Below are 15,617 nucleotides of genomic sequence, written 5' to 3'. Positions count from 1 at the left end.
CTACCCTTCTCTATGCGCGTAGAGCCACCTTTGGCCACTCTGGAGGAAAGCCATGGACGTCATCTCCGTCATCCGCACCAAGCGGGACCGCGGCGAGCTGAGCCCCGAGCAGATCGACTGGGTCATCGACGCGTACACCCGCGGCGAGGTCGCCGACGAGCAGATGTCGGCGCTGGCCATGGCGATCCTGCTGAACGGCATGAACCGTGACGAGATCGCCCGCTGGACGGCCGCGATGATCGCCTCCGGCGAGCGCATGGACTTCTCCTCGCTCTCCCGCCCCACCTCGGACAAGCACTCCACCGGCGGCGTCGGCGACAAGATCACCCTGCCGCTGGCGCCCCTGGTCGCCGCCTGCGGCGCGGCGGTCCCGCAGCTGTCCGGCCGCGGCCTCGGCCACACCGGCGGCACGCTCGACAAGCTGGAGTCCATCCCCGGCTGGCGCGCGCTGCTGTCCAACGAGGAGATGCTCTCCGTCCTGGACACCACCGGTGCGGTCATCTGCGCGGCCGGCGACGGTCTCGCCCCCGCGGACAAGAAGCTGTACGCGCTGCGCGACGTCACCGGCACCGTGGAGGCCATCCCGCTCATCGCCTCCTCGATCATGTCGAAGAAGATCGCCGAGGGTACGGGCTCGCTGGTCCTGGACGTCAAGGTCGGCACCGGTGCCTTCATGAAGACCATCGAGGACGCCCGCGAACTGGCCTCCACCATGGTCGCGCTCGGCACGGACAGCGGGGTCAGGACCGTCGCCCTGCTCACCGACATGTCCACCCCTCTCGGCCTCACCGCCGGCAACGCGCTCGAAGTCCGCGAGTCCGTCGAGGTCCTGGCCGGCGGCGGCCCCTCCGACGTCGTCGAACTCACCCTGGCCCTCGCCCGCGAGATGCTCGACGCGGCCGGCATCAAGGACGCCGACCCGGCCAAGGCCCTCGCCGACGGCTCCGCGATGGACGTCTGGCGCCGCATGATCGCGGCCCAGGGAGGCGACCCGGACGCGACGCTCCCCGTCGCCCGCGAGCAGCACGTCGTGACGGCCCCTTCCTCGGGCGTCCTCACCCGCCTCGACGCCTACGACGTCGGCATCGCCGCCTGGCGCCTCGGCGCGGGCCGCGCGCGCAAGGAGGACCCGGTCCAGGCGGGTGCGGGCGTCGAGCTCCACGCCAAGCCGGGCGACACGGTCACCGCCGGCCAGCCGCTGCTGACCCTGCACACGGACACCCCGGAGAAGTTCGCGTACGCCCTGAAGTCCCTGGAGTCGGCCTACGACGTCTCCCCGTCGGGCACGGCGTTCACCCCGAACCCGATCGTGCTGGACCGCATCGCCTGACCTGCGGCTCCCTCCCTCGGACGAACGGGACCGGTGGACCCCACCGGTCCCGTTCGGCATGCCGGAGTCGGTGACGCACCGACAGAGGAGACCGCCATGAGCGCGACACCCGGCTGCCCGAGCCGTTCGACCTGACCCTCGACACCAGCGCGTTCCCCTCGACCGGCGGCGCCCCCGCCCCTGCGAAGACCCGCCGCCGCGCCCCCTCCGATGAGTTCCGGCGCTCGCGCGGGTCTTCCTGGTGTGGATGCCACGCAACCGATCGTTCTCTACGTCTCCGGCCGGATCACGCGCGCCGATGTGCCGAGGCTCTGCGCCGACCTGGGCGCACGGCTGAACGGCATCGACGCCACCGAGGTGGTGTGCGACCTCGGCGCGCTCACTCACGCCGATCTGGCCACCGTCGACGCGCTGGCCCGTCTGCGGCTCACCGCCCGGCGGCTCGGTCACGATCTTCGGTACCGGAACGCCGGACGGGAGCTGCGGCTGCTGCTGAACCTGACAGGCCTGTCCGGCCCGCTGTGACGTCAGGCCTCCAGCGAATCGGGCAGATCGAAGAGCGGGAACCACCGCTTGGTGTCCAGGAAGAACGACATCCCGTCGATCTTCCCGTCCGCCATCTCCAGGACGATGAGCGCCCACGGGCTGAAGCCGCCCTGGGGGTCGGGGTGGTAGTGCGCGAACGCCGGGCTGCCGTTGGCGACCGTCGGGACCAGCCGCGAGCCGCGGCAGACGTCGCCCACGCCCAGCATCCAGCCCACGATGTCGTCGTGGCCCCGCAGCCACAGGTCGTAGGGCGGCATGGACATCGTCGCGTCCTCGTGGAGCAGCGCGGTCAGCGCCTTCATGTCGTACCCCTCGAAGGCCGCGACATAGCGCTCCAGAAGCCGGCGCTGCTCCTCGTCCAGCGGGTCGGCGGTGTCCGACGCGGCCGGCTCCGACTCGGCGAGCGTGGCGCGCGCACGCTGCAGCGCGCTGTTCACCGAGGCGACCGACGTGTCGAGCAGCTCGGCGACCTCGGAGGCCTTCCACGCCAGCACTTCCCGCAGGATCAGCACGGCCCGCTGCTTGGGCGGCAGATGCTGGAGCGCCGCGACGAACGCCAGCCGGATCGACTCCCGGGCGACGGCCGTCTCCGCCGGGTCCGTCACCGACGGCAGCACCCGCCCGTCCGGCACCGGCTCCAGCCAGGTGATCTCCGGCCGGGAGTTGAGCTGCGCCTGGGCGACCGGCGTGGCCGCCGTCAGGTCCATGGGGCGGGCCCGCCTGTTCCCGGCGTTCAGCGAGTCCAGACAGACGTTGGTCGCGATCCGGTAGAGCCACGAGCGCAACGACGAACGCCCCTCGAACTTGTCGTAGCTGCGCCAGGCCCGCACCATCGTGTCCTGCACCGCGTCCTCGGCCTCGAACGCGGAGCCGAGCATCCGGTAGCAGTAGCCGGTCAGCTCGGTGCGGTACTTCTCCAGCGAGGAATCAAGGTCCTGCGGTACTGCCGGATCGCTCATCGGGTCCACCTCTGTCGCCCAAGTGCCATGTCGTCACCGACCCTTGGGAAGCTACAGCAGGGGACTGACATCGGCCGACGGAACGCGGTCGCTCAGGCCGATCCGGCGCCCGCGACCACGTCGCCGGTGTCAGCGCTGGGCCGTCGCCAGGAACAGCCGGCGTTCCCCCCGCTCCCGCACCCGCGCCGCGTGGGAGCCGTACAGCGTGACCGAGACGACGCCGAGGACCGCGACCAGGCCGAGGAGGACCGTGCCGGCCCACCCGCCGCTGTGGAAGGCGATCGCACCGAGCGTGCCGCCCGCGCTGCTGCCCAGGTAGTACGCGGACTGGTAGAGAGCCGAGGCCTGCGCCCGGCCCGTCTTCGCCGTACGGCTCACGGACGAGGAGGCGACCGCGTGACCCGCGAAGAAGCCCGCCGTGATCAGGACCAGGCCGAGGAGTACGGCGGCGAGGTCGTCCGCGAGCGACAGCAGCAGGCCCGCCGTCGTCGTTCCCACGGCCAGGTACAGCGCCCCGCGCCGGCCGAGGCGGCCGACCAGCTTGCCCGCCGCGGCGGAAGAGACCGTACCGACGAGATAGACCAGGAAGATCGAGCCGACCACACCCTGCGGGAGCGAGAAGGGCGCCTCCACGAGGCGGTAACCGATCACCGTGTACACCGCGCCGAACACGGTCATGAACAGCGCGCCGATCATGTAGAGCCGCAGCAGCAGCGGGTCCGCGAGGTGGGTCCGCACGGTCTTGGCCAGTGCCCGGGGGTTCAGCGAGCCGGGACGGAAGTGGCGCGCCTTCGGCAGCATCATCCGGAACACCACCGCGCACACCAGAGCCATCAGCCCCACCGCACCCAGCGCTGCCCGCCAGCCCCACAGCTGCGCCACCCAGCCGGTGACGATCCGGCCGCTCATCCCGCCGATGCTGTTGCCCGCCACGAACAGACCGATCGCGGCGATCAGCGCCTTCGGCCGTACTTCCTCGGCGAGGTACGCCATCGCGGAGGCGGGAAGCCCGGCCAGCGCCGCACCCTGGACGGCGCGCAGCGCCACCAGCCACTCCAGGCTCGGCGCGAACGGGACCAGAAGGCCGACGACGACGGCGACGGCGAGCGAGCCGGTCATCACCGCGCGCCGCCCGAAACGCTCCGACAGGGCGCTCATCGGCAGCACGCACAGCGCGAGCGCACCGGTCGCGGCGGAGACGGTCCAGCTGGCCGCGGACGCGCTCGCGCCGAAGCCGGCGGAGACGGCGGGCAGCAGGGCCTGGGTGGAGTAGAGGAGGGCGAAGGTGGCGACCCCGGCGGCGAAGAGCGCGAAGCTCATCCGGCGGTAGCCGGGACGGCCGGGAGAAAGACGCAGGTCGGCGTCCACTGCTGTGGTGGTGGACGCCTTGGTACTGGCAGAAGGCATACGTCGAAGGTAGGCACGCGGTTCTGATGCGTCCAATGCACGGAACGGCTTTAATCGTTCCCATGGCGCATGAGTACAGGTCACAGAAGTGGCTGTCACCGAACAGTAACGAAGAAGACATGGGGCTGCTGCTCGCGCCGCGTCTCGCGTACTTCGCCGGCGTCGCCCGCCACGAGCACGTGACGCGCGCCGCCCAGGAGATGGGTGTGCCCCAGTCCACCCTGTCGCGCGCGATGGTCAGGCTCGAACAGGACCTGGGAGTCGCGCTGTTCGCCCGCAGGGGCCGGACGGTCTCGCTCACCCCGGCCGGGCGCACCTTCCTCGCCTCCGTGGAGCGGGCCCTGGGCGAGGTCGAGAAGGCCGCCGACTCGGTGCGGGCCGACGCGGATCCGACCGCCGGCCGGGTCGCCTTCGGCTTTCTGCACACCATGGGCTCCGAGACCGTGCCCGGCCTCATCCGGGCGTTCCGGGTCGACCACCCCAGGGTCCGCTTCACGCTCGTGCAGAACTACGGCGAGGCGATGATCGAGCGCCTGCGCGCCGGCGACCTGGACCTCTGCCTGACCTCCCCGGTCCCCGACGCGCCCGACCTGGTCGCCCGCCGCATCGACGAGCAGCGCCTGCGGCTGGTGGTCCCCGACGACCACCGCCTCGCCACGCGCAAGCGCATCCGCCTCGCCGAGGCCGCGGACGAAACCTTCGTCACCCTGGAGCCGGGTTACGGACTGCGCCGCATCACCGACGACCTCTGCGCGGAGGCGGGGTTCACACCGCGCGTCGCCTTCGAGGGCGAGGAGGCGGAGACACTCCGGGGACTCGTCGCGGCCGGGCTCGGCGTGGCCCTGCTCCCGCCGCCCGCCGTCCCGCGCCCCGGAGTCGTCGAACTGACGGTCACCGCGCCGCGCGCCGTCCGCGAGATCGGCGTGGCCTGGCTGGACGGCCACCCGGACACCCCGCCGGTCGCCGCCTTCAAGAAGTTCCTGCTGTCCAAGCGGGGCAGCCTCCTCCCGGAGTGACGCCGACCGGCTCCCCGGCCCCACGCCCGCTGCCGCCTACGACCGCAGGGACCGCCCGAACCCGGCCGCCAGCGGCATCCGCAGCCCCAGCGGCGGCGGCGCCGCCAGCGCGTCCGCGACGGGGCGGGCGTACGGGCGGGTGAAGAGCGAGCCCAGGACGAAGTCCGCCGCCAGCGACAGGACCTCCGTGTGGTGCTGGCGCAGCGCGTGGCCGTCCGAGTGGACCTCGAAGCGGCAGGTGTCGCGGTTGGCCTTCTTGGCCCGCTCGGCCAGCCGGAAGGACAACTCCGGGTCCGTCCGCGCGTCGTTCGTGCCGTGCACGACCATCACGCGCCGCCCGACGAGCTGCCGCACCGGCTCCGGCTCGGCCGCCACATCGTCCTCAGGCAGCCAGGGAGCCATGGCCAGCACCGAGTTGACCGCCGTGTGCCCCGCCGACCGCAGCGCCGCGCGGGCGCCCATGCCGTGCCCGGCCAGACAGACGGGGACGTCGCCGTAGCGCCGTACGACCTCCGACGCCGCCCATGAGGCGTCCGCCGCGAGCTGCGCGTCCGTACCGTTCCAGCCGCGTCCCCGGTAGCGCACCACATGCGCCACCAGACCCTCCGCCGCGCCCGCCCGCACCAGCCGGCGGGCCAGCGGCAGCGCCGCCGCGTGCGCCAGCGCCGACGCGCCGCGTGGGGACACCGCCTCGCCGTCCGGCAGCAGCAGCACCACCCCTCCGACCTCCGCCGCCGCCGTGCCCGTCGCCCTGATGGCCCGCCCCAGCCGGGGGTTTCGCGTACCGGTCGTGCCCACGAGTGCGTAGTGCGCCATGGCAGAACAGTCTCAGAAGCCGAGGTGTACGCCACCCGTCCGCGCGGTCACTGTTACGTATCGACAAGCGGTGCGAGGAGGCTCTCTCTACGCGCGTAGGGGCTAGAGTGCCGAAATGACGAGCCAGACCCTCAACGTCCCCACCGCGGACCAGATCCGCCGCGCCCCGAAGGTGTTGCTCCACGACCACCTCGACGGCGGACTGCGTCCCGGCACCATCATCGAGCTCGCCCGCGAGACCGGCTACGACGGATTGCCCGAGACCGAGCCCGACAAGCTCGGCATCTGGTTCCGCGAGGCCGCCGACTCCGGCTCGCTGGAACGCTATCTGGAGACCTTCGCGCACACCTGCGCCGTCATGCAGACCCGCGAGGCCCTCGTCCGCGTCGCCGCCGAGTGCGCCGAGGACCTCGCCGAGGACGGCGTCGTGTACGCGGAGGTGCGCTACGCCCCCGAGCAGCACCTGGAGCGCGGCCTCACCCTCGAAGAAGTCGTCGAGGCGGTCAACGAGGGCTTCCGGGCCGGAGAGCGGCGGGCCAGGAAGAACGGCCACCGCATCCGCGTCGGGGCACTCCTCACCGCGATGCGGCATGCCGCCCGCGCCCTGGAGATCGCCGAACTCGCCAACCGCTACCGCGACTCGGGCGTCGTCGGCTTCGACATCGCGGGCGCGGAGGCGGGTTACCCGCCCACCCGTCACCTCGACGCCTTCGAGTACCTCAAGCGCGAGAACAACCACTTCACGATTCACGCGGGCGAAGCCTTCGGCCTGCCGTCCATCTGGCAGGCCCTCCAGTGGTGCGGCGCCGACCGCCTCGGCCACGGCGTCCGCATCATCGACGACATCGACGTGGCCGAGGACGGCACGGTGACCCTCGGCCGGCTCGCCGCGTACGTACGCGACAAGCGCATCCCGCTGGAGCTCTGCCCCACCTCGAACCTGCAGACCGGGGCCGCCGCCTCGTACGCCGAACACCCCATCGGGCTGCTGCGGCGTCTGCACTTCCGCGCCACTGTCAACACCGACAACCGGTTGATGAGCGGCACGAGCATGAGCCGTGAATTCGAGCTGCTGACCGAGACGTTCGACTACACACTCGACGACATGCAGTGGTTCACAGTCAATGCGATGAAATCAGCGTTCATTCCTTTCGACGAACGCCTCGCAATGATCAATGACGTGATCAAGCCCGGTTACGCCGAGTTGAAATCCGAATGGCTGTTCCGTCAGACCGCCACGACCAGCGGTTCTGTCACCGATGTGAGCTGATCGACGCCTCTGGAAGCGGCCGGGAGACACGATTCCCGGTCGCTTTCAGGTGTTTGCGGACGGGTAGATCCACTGGCTAGCTTGCAGAGTCGCTCATCATTCCCCGAATTCCCTCAAGGACGAATCTCGATGAAGCAGTCTGCCGCCAAGACGCTCGGTGCCGCCGCCCTCGGTGCCGCCTTCGCCGCTGCCGCCGCCGGTTCGGCGTCCGCCGCGTCCCTTCCCGACGCCTCCTCCGCCCTCGAGACCGTGACGGGAAAGCTCCCGGTCGCGGAGGTCCTCTCCAACCTTCCGGGGGGCACGGCCGAGTCGGTCGAGAACGGTCAGAAGGCCATCGCCAACGGCACCCGCACGGCGCTGCCCCTCGTCGGTCAGACGGCGCTGCCCCTCGTCGGCCAGCAGGCGACCAACGTCCTTCCGTCCGCTGAGGCCGTCGGCCAGCTCTCCGGCCTCACCCAGGCCGCCGGGCTCCTCGGCGGCCTGCCGCTCAACGGCGTTCCGCTCGGCGGCTGACACACCGGCCATCCGTGGGGCACACACCCTTACAGGGCGTGTGCCCCTTGGGGTCCGTGCCACGATCCGTCACGATCCGTCCATGAACGCGAAGTCAGTCGGACTGTCCGCGCCAATCATCAGGGCCTGCGTCGTCCCGGCCCTGCTTCTCGCGAGCGCCTGCACCAGTGCGCAGGAAAAGCCCCGGGGTGACTGGTACACCGCCAAGCCCCCCGCGAAGAGCGGCGATTCCCCGCTGAAGTCGGCCGCGCTCATCACCGGGGACCTGCCCGGCTACCAGGTGTCCACCCAGAAGAACCCGGCCGCGCCGGCCGGACGGCCCACCGCCGACACCCCCCGCTGCCAGGCGCTCGCCGATGTCATGGGCGACCGGCCGAGCCCCGACGCCCGCGACACGGTCAACAGGGGTCTGGGCTCCCAGAAGCGCCTCGGGCTCGCGATCTCCGCCTCACTCAGTTCCTACGCGCCCCATCACGCCCGCCGGCTCCTCGCCGACCTCCGCGCCGCCGTCGCCGCGTGCCGCTCGGGCTTCACGGCGACCCTCCAGGGCCAGAGCGGCCGGTACTCCGACGTGCGCGCCGTCTCCCAGTCCGCGGCCGGCGACGAGATCGTCAGCTGGACCACTACCGGGGCCACCAAGGGATTCAAGGCGCCGATCCACATGGTCGTGATCCGCTCGGGATCGACCGTGGCCCGCTTCATGGCGCTCGACATCGCGGACCGCACCGACCCGCGTGTCCCCGCCGAGGTCATCGACAAGCAGCTGGAGAAGGTCTCCCGGATGCGCGCCGACTGACCCGGACCTGCCCCCGAGGGGCAGCTGGGGCTACCACGCGGTGGAAGCGGTCTTCTCGGAGGGCAGCAGGATCCAGAGCGCCAGGTACAGCAGGAACTGCGGCCCGGGCAGCAGGCACGAGGCCACGAAAATCACGCGCATCGTGGTCGCCGAGGTGCCGAAGCGCCTCGCCAGCGCTGCGCACACTCCGCCGATCATGCGTCCGTCACGGGGGCGAGCGATCGCGGCCATGGTGGTCTCCTCGAGAGTCCTTCGTGGGAGCCGCTCCATCGGGCTCCCGATGACTCCATACTCGCCCTGGCCAGGGGGACGAAGCGTCGCTCTACGGGGCGATCCCGACCCTGGGAATCGTCGGGGTCGGCCCCTGAGACGTGTCCTCCCGCAGCAGGGCCGCCCCCCGACCGCGCCTGGTCCGTGGGGAGGAGCGCCGACGGCGGCGGCGCAGTCGCGCCCGGCCCGCCGGGACGACGGCGAGGTGCGCGAGGGCCACCCCGGCGGTGTTCAGCAGGAGCGAGTCGATGTCGACGACCTGCCCCGGCACGCCCGTCTGCAGCAGCTCGATCCCCAGGGACACCAGCGCGCCCGCGGCGACCGTACGGGCCAGAGAGGCCCACGGCGACACATCGAGACGGCCGCCCGCCAGGGGCAGCAGGACACCGAGCGGGGCGAGCAGCAGCACCCCTTCACCCAGGCGCCGGGCGGCCCGGGTGGGCCCCAGCGCGACGTCCGCCTTGATGCCGGCGAGCGGTTCCAGATTCGGCGCCGTCACCCAGGCGACGTCCAGTGGGCGCAGCGTGAGCCAGCCCACGAGCAGCAGATGCGCGAGGAGGAGGAGAACCCCCGCCACGCGGTAGTGGATGACGGCACTGCCGGCCGAGCCTTGACGCTGCACGCCACCCAAGACGCGACGGGCGGCGGGATCGGTTCCGTTCCCTCGCGTGAAGCCCGTCCGACACCCGTCCGAAGCCCCCGGGAAGCCGCGGGGAAGCCGCTGTGAAGCCCCTCGTGGGAAGGGCACGGGAAGGGGGCGCCGCCCGGGTACGGGACGGCGAGGCGCGAACGGGGCTATGACCCGGAGGGCGACGGCACGGCGGCGACCGGCAGCGCGGACTCCGGGTTCTCCTTGATTCCCTCGGTGCACTTGTAGCCGTGCGCCGGATAGTCGCCGGGTCCACCCAGGACCACCGTCCCGTCGCTGCCCGCGAGCACGTTGTCCGCGAAGGTGCAGACGATCTGGGCCAGAGCGGTGGCCGGCAGGTCCTCGGGCTGCCGGGACAGCCGCAGTGTGCCCTCGGGATCGCGCTTGCGCCCCGCGGACACCGACAGCGCCCCCTTCACCGACGAGGTGAAACCGGCGTTCCGCTCGGCCTCCGACGGCTCCGCGCGCAACTCGTCCACCAGCACCTGGGCGAACGCCGGACGCCGGCCGGCGGTCTTGTCGGCGCTCTCCTCGGGCAGTGTCGCCCGCTCCACCGCCTCCAGCTGCGAGGCGCACACCAGATAGACGCGCACCGCTACGCCGGTCCTCGGCTGCGCGGTGGCGGCACGCTTGCCCGCGACGCTGCACGGCACCCGTGAGGGGGCGGCGCCCGCGTCGACCGGTACGGACGTGGTCCTGATCCCGCAGCCGGACGCGACGGCGGCGAACGCCGCCACCCCGGCCAGTACGACGGCCCCACGGTGACGGGCGCTCACTGCTCGTCCCCCTCCTCTTCCCCCTGGCTGCTGCGGGTCTGGAGCCCGGGCTCGATCCCGGACGCGTCCCTCGGCAGCCTCAGTACGAACACCGCGCCGTCGCCGTCCGGCGAGTTCGCCGCGCTGATGGAACCGCCGTGGATCAACGCGTTCTCCATGGCGATCGACAGCCCCAGGCCGGAGCCCTCGGAACGCGGCCGCGACGCGCTCGCCTTGTAGAACCGGTCGAAGACATGCGGCAGGACGTCCTCGGGGATGCCCGGCCCGTGGTCACGCACCTCGATGACCAGCTCGTCGTCCTCCATCCGCACGGCCACCCGCACCGGCGATCCACCGTGCTTCAGCGCGTTGCCGATCAGGTTCGCGAGGATCACGTCGAGGCGGCGCGGGTCCAGACGCACGACGAGCCCGCGCTCCGCGTCCAGCTCCACCGCGTCCAGCCAGGCGCGTGCGTCGATGCACGCCGTCACCTGGTCGGCCACGTCCACGTCGTCGAGGACCAGCCGGGCGGTGCCCGCGTCGAAGCGGGTCACCTCCATCAGGTTCTCCACCAGGTCGTTCAGCCTCCGGGTCTCGCTCACCACCAGGGCGACGGCCGGCGCGATCATCGGGTCGAGGCTGTCCTGCTCGTCCTCCAGCACCTCGGTGACGGCCGTCAGAGCGGTGAGCGGGGTGCGCAGCTCGTGCGACATGTCGGCGACGAAGCGGCGGCTGGACTCCTCCCGCGCGCTCATGTCCGCGACCTTCTTCTGCAGCGACTCGGCGGCGCTGTTGAACGTCCGTGACAGGTCGGCCAGTTCATCGGTGCCGGAGACCCGCAGCCGGGTGTCCAGCTTCCCCTCGCCGAGCCGCCGCGCCGCCTCACCGAGCCGGTGCACCGGCCTCAGTACGGTCGTGGCCGCGGCCTGCGCCAGCAGCGCCGAGCCGAGCAGGGCGAGCCCGGTGGCGATCCCCAGCGACCAGGCGAGCGAGTTCAGGTCCTGCCGCTCCTGCTCCAGGGACTTGAACATGTAGCCCGTCGGCCCGCCGTTGATGATCCGCGTGCCGCCGACCAGATAAGGCGTCCTGCCGCGCTGGGTACGCAGCCAGAAGAGGTGGTACGCGTACCTGTTGCCCTCGGTGAGGGGCCGCTCGGTGTTGACCGCCTCCCGGAGCGACTCGGGCACGTCCTTCAGCGTGAAGACGTCCGGGTCCGAGGCGCCGATGATCGGCTTCCCGGCGTCCCGCTCGCCGAGCAGCAGCACGCTGTACCCGGCGCCGCTCGCCATCTGCTCCGCGGTACGCCGCAGATCGTCCTCGGCGGGCCGCACCGGCAGGGCCGCGGCGCGGTTCTGCATCTCCTGCCGGAAGTTGTTGAGCGCCGAGTCCTGGGTGCGGGTCAGCACGGCTTCGCGGTTGAGCCAGTAGGCGATCCCGGAGGCGGACACGGCGGCGGTCAGCGCCACCAGGGCGAAGACGACGACGAGCCGCAACCGGAGGCTGGTGAACCGAAGGCCCGCGAGTATCGCCTTCTTCGCGCCACCGCTCACTGTGCTCTTTCCTTGCTCGCTTCTTCGCGCGCGTCTCCCACGCGTCTCACGAAGGGACGTCCAGCCGGTAGCCGACGCCTCTGACCGTACGGATGAGGGTCGGGGAGGACGGGACGTCCTCCACCTTCGCCCGCAGCCGCTGTACGCACGCGTCCACCAGACGCGAGTCGCCCAGGTAGTCGTGCTCCCACACCAGCCGCAGCAACTGCTGGCGGGACAGTGCCTGTCCGGGCCGGCGGCTCAGTTCGAGGAGCAGCCGCAGCTCGGTCGGCGTGAGCTGGAGGTCCTCGCCGTTCTTGGTCACCGTCATCGCCGACCGGTCGATGACCAGCGAGCCGAACGTCGCCGAGTCCGTGGACTCGCGCTCGCCCCGGCGCAGTACGGCCCTGATCCGCGCGTCGAGCACCCGCCCCTGCACGGGCTTCACGACATAGTCGTCCGCGCCGGACTCGAGTCCGACGACCACGTCGATGTCGTCGTTGCGCGCGGTGAGCAGGATGATCGGCAGCTGGTCGGTGCGCCGGATACGACGGCACACCTCGAAGCCGTCGATGCCGGGGAGCATCACGTCCAGCACGATCAGGTCCGGCCGCTGCTCGCGCAGCAGCTTCAGGCCGTCCTCGCCCGTCGCCGCGGTGGCCACTCGGTGGCCCTGGCGTGACAGGGAGAGTTCGAGGGCCGTGCGGATGGCGTCGTCGTCCTCGATCAGCAACAGGAAAGGCACGGACGCCATTCTGGCCCATGGGGGAGCCGGAATTCGACCGCGGGAGCGCTCCTGCCCGGTTCCTCCGCCTGTGACAGGCCTGTGACAGTCGACGGACACCGCTATGAACTGCCGGGGGCAAGCTCATTGGCACAAGGAACCGAGCAGACTCCAACCGACGGGGGGCGCGAGATGAACGCACTGCACAGCACCACCTCAAGCGCAGTTGTCACGCGTCTCCACGACGTCACCAGGAGCACGGAGAAGTCCGGCGCGGTGAACGGGCGGGGGTGCGTTCGCAGCGCCGGGCGTCAGCACAAGGCGCCCTACATGGTGGCCGTGACTGACGGGGGAGCGGCGTACGGGGAGGCCCGGGGGGACGGACTGGGATCCCCCTCACCGGAGGCGAAGAGCCGGTCGGAAGCGGAGTTCACCGCCTACGTCCAGGAACGACGCGCCTCCCTGTACGCCACCGCCTACCACCTGACCGGTGACCGTTTCGAGGCCGAGGACCTGCTCCAGAGCGCGCTGTTCTCCACGTACCGCGCCTGGGACCGGATCAGCGACAAGGCCGCGGTGGGGGGCTATCTCCGCCGGACGATGACGAACCTGCACATCAGCGCGTGGCGGCGGCGCAAGCTCAACGAGTACCCGACGGAGGAGCTGCCGGAGACGGTGGGCGACACCGACGCGATGCGCGGCACCGAGCTGCGCGCGGTGCTCTGGCAGGCGCTGGCCCGCCTTCCCGAACTGCAGCGCACCATGCTGGTCCTGCGCTACTACGAGGGCCGTACGGATCCGGAGATCGCGGAGATCCTGGACATCAGTGTCGGCACGGTGAAGTCCAGCATCTGGCGGTCGCTCCGCCGGCTGCGGGAGGACGAGGTCCTCAGCTTCGGCCGTGACGAGGAGGAGTCCTTCGGCGAGCTGGTGGCCTGAGGCAACGGGGGAAACACGGGGGAAACACGGGGGAGCACGGGGTCGTACGGGGGCGTACGCCGGACCCACGGGGGAAACGCAGCGGGGCTGGACAGGCCGGGGGGACCTGTTCAGCCCCGCTGTTCCGTGTGCCCCGCCGCGTGTGCGGCGAGGGGCGGACCCTTCCCAGGTTGTGTCCGGCCGATCATGCGGACCCTGCGACTCAGGTGCGTCCACCCGAACGGCGGCCTTCGGCTGACTCCGGCGGTGGGAACACATGGGAAGGTCTACCCAGGGAAAGGAACGGTCCCATGGCGAACAGCGCCCACGTGCGCCACAGCGGCGACGGGCAGGCGTTCTGGATGCTGAACGGTCTCTACGAGGTCAAGGCTTCCAGCGACGAGACCAACGGTGCGATGACCGTCATGGAGATGACCGTTCCGGTGGGTAGCGGCCCACCGCCCCACACCCACTCGGGGACCGAGAGCGTCTACGTCATCGAGGGGACGCTGCGCTATCACATCGGAGGGGAGACGTTCGAAGGCGTTCCCGGGTCCTTCTTCCATATCCCTGAAGGCACATTGGAGCGGTTCGAGCCCACCAGCACGGCGCGGATCCTGGTCACCTACACGCCGGGCGGCATCGAAAAATTCTTCGCCGAGGCGGGCGAACCCGCCGCGAGCCGGGAGCTACCGCCCCCGTCGGACACGCTGCCGGACCTTGATCGCCTGATTGAGATCGGTAAGCGGCACGGAATTCAGATGCAGCCGATGCCTGACGCTTAGGTCGTGTCCGGAAAGTCTTGCCTGGCGTGCGACGCCCTGCACGCACGCTCGCCGCGTTGCCGACATGCCCGAGTAGCTCCGCTACGAGGGCATCCCGGCGCCTTGCGATCGCACGCACCGGACGCCGCGCGCCCCGCCCTTCGGGCGGACGGCCATACTTTCCGGACACTCCCTAGACGGGCTCGTGCGCCGCGGGCATCCGCCGGCGGCCCGCGGCCGCGGCCGCCAGGCGGCCCAGGGCCTCGTCCTTGGCGCAGGGGTACGCGCCGAGCGCGGTCTGGCGGGTGACGATGGCGCGTTCGGCGCGCATCAGGCGCCAGCCCCGGCGCAGCAGGAACGGCACGGACTTGCGGCCCTCCCTGAGGTCCCGCAGCAGTCGGCGGCGGAAGGTCGTCGAGGGGCGGCCGCGCAGACACAGGGCGTCCGCGAGGACTCCGAGCTCCTGGCAGCGCCCGACGATGTCCGCCGCGAAGATGCCCTCGGCGATGAAGAGGGGCGTGCGCGCGATGTCGAGCGCTTCACGGTCCACGCGGGCGCTGGTGGCGATGTCGTACACAGGCACTTCGGTCCGGCCCGTACGGCACAGCTCGACGATGGCGGCGACCGCCGCGTCGGCGTCCCAGGAACGCGGGGAGTCCCAGTCGATGTCCGTGCTCCCCGCGACGAGCGGGAGCGTCGGGTCGCCGGCCTCCTTGTAGAAGTCGTCGAGTCGCAGCACGGGCAGCCCTGCGCGGGCGGCGAGCGACGATTTACCTGAGCCGGAGGGGCCCGCGAGCAGCACGACGCGGGTCGGGAGGGGTTGGGAACTCACGGGACACCAGTGTGAACCATCGACCCGTGCGGGGGACCCCTCCGCGACGTCGTTGGTAGCCAGCATCACACCACAACTACCCTCGGTGCGCGCACGATTACCCAACGATAGGACGTCGATGGCTCGGCACGCATTCATCAAGGACCAGCACCTCGCGCTGCTCCGGGCCGGTCTCGCCACGACGGCGGCCGGCGCGGTCCTCGGCATGGGCGCGGGCGGGGCCCAGGCCGCGCCTTCGCCCCTCGCCGGTCCGGCGGGCCCCGGTCAGGCGCTCACCGGCGCCGTGGGACACACGAGCGACCCGGTGACGAGTCTCCACGTGGACCCGCCGGCGCACACCGGTGCGGACCCGCTCGACAACGAGGTCGGCGCCCAGGCCGCCGACTCCAAGCCGCTGAGCACCGCGCCGGTGACGGAGCCGGTGACCAGCGGGGGAGCGGTGGAGGACCTGCCGGTCGCCGGGGGCGCCACGGAACTCCTGCCGGGCTAGGGGGATCGCCGCCACAGCGCGGAGGGCCCCGGG

The 15,617-nt window shown here is 71.5% G+C and carries 18 protein-coding genes; 9 read left to right on the top strand and 9 right to left on the bottom strand.

Features of this window, described 5'->3' with window-relative positions:
• Positions 1-52: 52 nt before the first annotated feature.
• Together ACZ7J0_RS11225 and ACZ7J0_RS11220 are read left to right on the top strand one after the other, a co-directional pair.
• Positions 53-1,330, top strand: a complete 1,278-nt coding sequence (locus tag ACZ7J0_RS11225; RefSeq protein WP_468708111.1) for a thymidine phosphorylase — start codon at positions 53-55, stop codon at positions 1,328-1,330.
• Positions 1,331-1,573: 243 nt separating this feature from the next.
• Positions 1,574-1,855, top strand: a complete 282-nt coding sequence (locus ACZ7J0_RS11220) for an STAS domain-containing protein (protein ID WP_470886197.1) — start codon at positions 1,574-1,576, stop codon at positions 1,853-1,855.
• A gap of 2 nt (positions 1,856-1,857) precedes the next feature.
• Here the strand turns inward: ACZ7J0_RS11220 and ACZ7J0_RS11215 are convergent, their stop codons facing one another.
• A complete protein-coding gene (locus ACZ7J0_RS11215) occupies positions 1,858-2,835 on the bottom strand; it encodes a sigma-70 family RNA polymerase sigma factor (protein WP_470886196.1) in 978 nt (325 codons plus the stop codon).
• 129 nt (positions 2,836-2,964) lie between these two features.
• Complete coding sequence (locus ACZ7J0_RS11210; RefSeq protein WP_470886195.1) at positions 2,965-4,242, bottom strand: MFS transporter; 1,278 nt, start codon at positions 4,240-4,242, stop codon at positions 2,965-2,967.
• Between the two features lie 62 nt (positions 4,243-4,304).
• On the opposite strand from ACZ7J0_RS11210, the gene ACZ7J0_RS11205 reads away from it, so the two are divergent.
• Positions 4,305-5,258, top strand: coding sequence for a LysR family transcriptional regulator (locus tag ACZ7J0_RS11205; RefSeq protein ID WP_470886194.1), 954 nt, complete (start codon positions 4,305-4,307; stop codon positions 5,256-5,258).
• Between the two features lie 36 nt (positions 5,259-5,294).
• Here ACZ7J0_RS11205 and ACZ7J0_RS11200 read toward each other — a convergent pair whose 3' ends face one another.
• Complete coding sequence (locus tag ACZ7J0_RS11200; protein ID WP_470886193.1) at positions 5,295-6,074, bottom strand: alpha/beta hydrolase; 780 nt, start codon at positions 6,072-6,074, stop codon at positions 5,295-5,297.
• A 115-nt stretch (positions 6,075-6,189) separates the two neighbouring features.
• On the opposite strand from ACZ7J0_RS11200, the gene ACZ7J0_RS11195 reads away from it, so the two are divergent.
• From ACZ7J0_RS11195 to ACZ7J0_RS11185, 3 genes are all read left to right on the top strand, one after another.
• Positions 6,190-7,344, top strand: a complete 1,155-nt coding sequence (locus tag ACZ7J0_RS11195) for an adenosine deaminase (RefSeq protein WP_470886192.1) — start codon at positions 6,190-6,192, stop codon at positions 7,342-7,344.
• A 129-nt stretch (positions 7,345-7,473) separates the two neighbouring features.
• Complete coding sequence (locus tag ACZ7J0_RS11190; RefSeq protein WP_470886190.1) at positions 7,474-7,857, top strand: hypothetical protein; 384 nt, start codon at positions 7,474-7,476, stop codon at positions 7,855-7,857.
• A gap of 82 nt (positions 7,858-7,939) precedes the next feature.
• Positions 7,940-8,653 carry a hypothetical protein gene (locus tag ACZ7J0_RS11185; protein WP_470886189.1) on the top strand — a complete coding sequence of 238 codons (714 nt, stop codon included), beginning with the start codon at positions 7,940-7,942 and terminating at the stop codon, positions 8,651-8,653.
• A 30-nt stretch (positions 8,654-8,683) separates the two neighbouring features.
• On the opposite strand, the gene ACZ7J0_RS11180 is transcribed toward ACZ7J0_RS11185, so the two are convergent.
• The 5 genes from ACZ7J0_RS11180 to afsQ1 form a co-directional block, all read right to left on the bottom strand.
• Positions 8,684-8,884, bottom strand: coding sequence for a PspC domain-containing protein (locus ACZ7J0_RS11180; protein ID WP_468708095.1), 201 nt, complete (start codon positions 8,882-8,884; stop codon positions 8,684-8,686).
• A 91-nt stretch (positions 8,885-8,975) separates the two neighbouring features.
• Positions 8,976-9,545: a VanZ family protein gene (locus ACZ7J0_RS11175; RefSeq protein WP_470886188.1), complete on the bottom strand. Its 570-nt coding sequence runs from the start codon at positions 9,543-9,545 to the stop codon at positions 8,976-8,978.
• A gap of 173 nt (positions 9,546-9,718) precedes the next feature.
• Positions 9,719-10,348, bottom strand: coding sequence for a hypothetical protein (locus ACZ7J0_RS11170; protein WP_470886187.1), 630 nt, complete (start codon positions 10,346-10,348; stop codon positions 9,719-9,721).
• Positions 10,345-11,877, bottom strand: coding sequence for an ATP-binding protein (locus ACZ7J0_RS11165; RefSeq protein WP_470886186.1), 1,533 nt, complete (start codon positions 11,875-11,877; stop codon positions 10,345-10,347). Before ACZ7J0_RS11165 ends, ACZ7J0_RS11170 begins: the two co-directional genes overlap by 4 nt.
• Before the next feature lie 46 nt (positions 11,878-11,923).
• Complete coding sequence (gene afsQ1 / locus ACZ7J0_RS11160) at positions 11,924-12,601, bottom strand: two-component system response regulator AfsQ1 (RefSeq protein WP_468708088.1); 678 nt, start codon at positions 12,599-12,601, stop codon at positions 11,924-11,926.
• A 171-nt stretch (positions 12,602-12,772) separates the two neighbouring features.
• On the opposite strand from afsQ1, the gene ACZ7J0_RS11155 reads away from it, so the two are divergent.
• Positions 12,773-13,519 carry a SigE family RNA polymerase sigma factor gene (locus tag ACZ7J0_RS11155; protein WP_470886185.1) on the top strand — a complete coding sequence of 249 codons (747 nt, stop codon included), beginning with the start codon at positions 12,773-12,775 and terminating at the stop codon, positions 13,517-13,519.
• 290 nt (positions 13,520-13,809) lie between these two features.
• The gene (locus tag ACZ7J0_RS11150) at positions 13,810-14,283 is read left to right on the top strand and encodes a cupin domain-containing protein (RefSeq protein WP_470886184.1); all 474 of its coding nucleotides are present in this window, start codon (positions 13,810-13,812) and stop codon (positions 14,281-14,283) included.
• Between the two features lie 172 nt (positions 14,284-14,455).
• Here the strand turns inward: ACZ7J0_RS11150 and ACZ7J0_RS11145 are convergent, their stop codons facing one another.
• Positions 14,456-15,160, bottom strand: a complete 705-nt coding sequence (locus ACZ7J0_RS11145) for a uridine kinase (RefSeq protein WP_470886183.1) — start codon at positions 15,158-15,160, stop codon at positions 14,456-14,458.
• A 52-nt stretch (positions 15,161-15,212) separates the two neighbouring features.
• On the opposite strand from ACZ7J0_RS11145, the gene ACZ7J0_RS11140 reads away from it, so the two are divergent.
• The gene (locus ACZ7J0_RS11140; protein WP_470886181.1) at positions 15,213-15,584 is read left to right on the top strand and encodes a hypothetical protein; all 372 of its coding nucleotides are present in this window, start codon (positions 15,213-15,215) and stop codon (positions 15,582-15,584) included.
• The last annotated feature ends 33 nt before the right edge of the window (positions 15,585-15,617 follow it).

It is taken from the genome of Streptomyces sp. NPDC038280, assembly GCF_055600045.1.
This window is presented reverse-complemented; position numbering and strand designations above follow the sequence as displayed.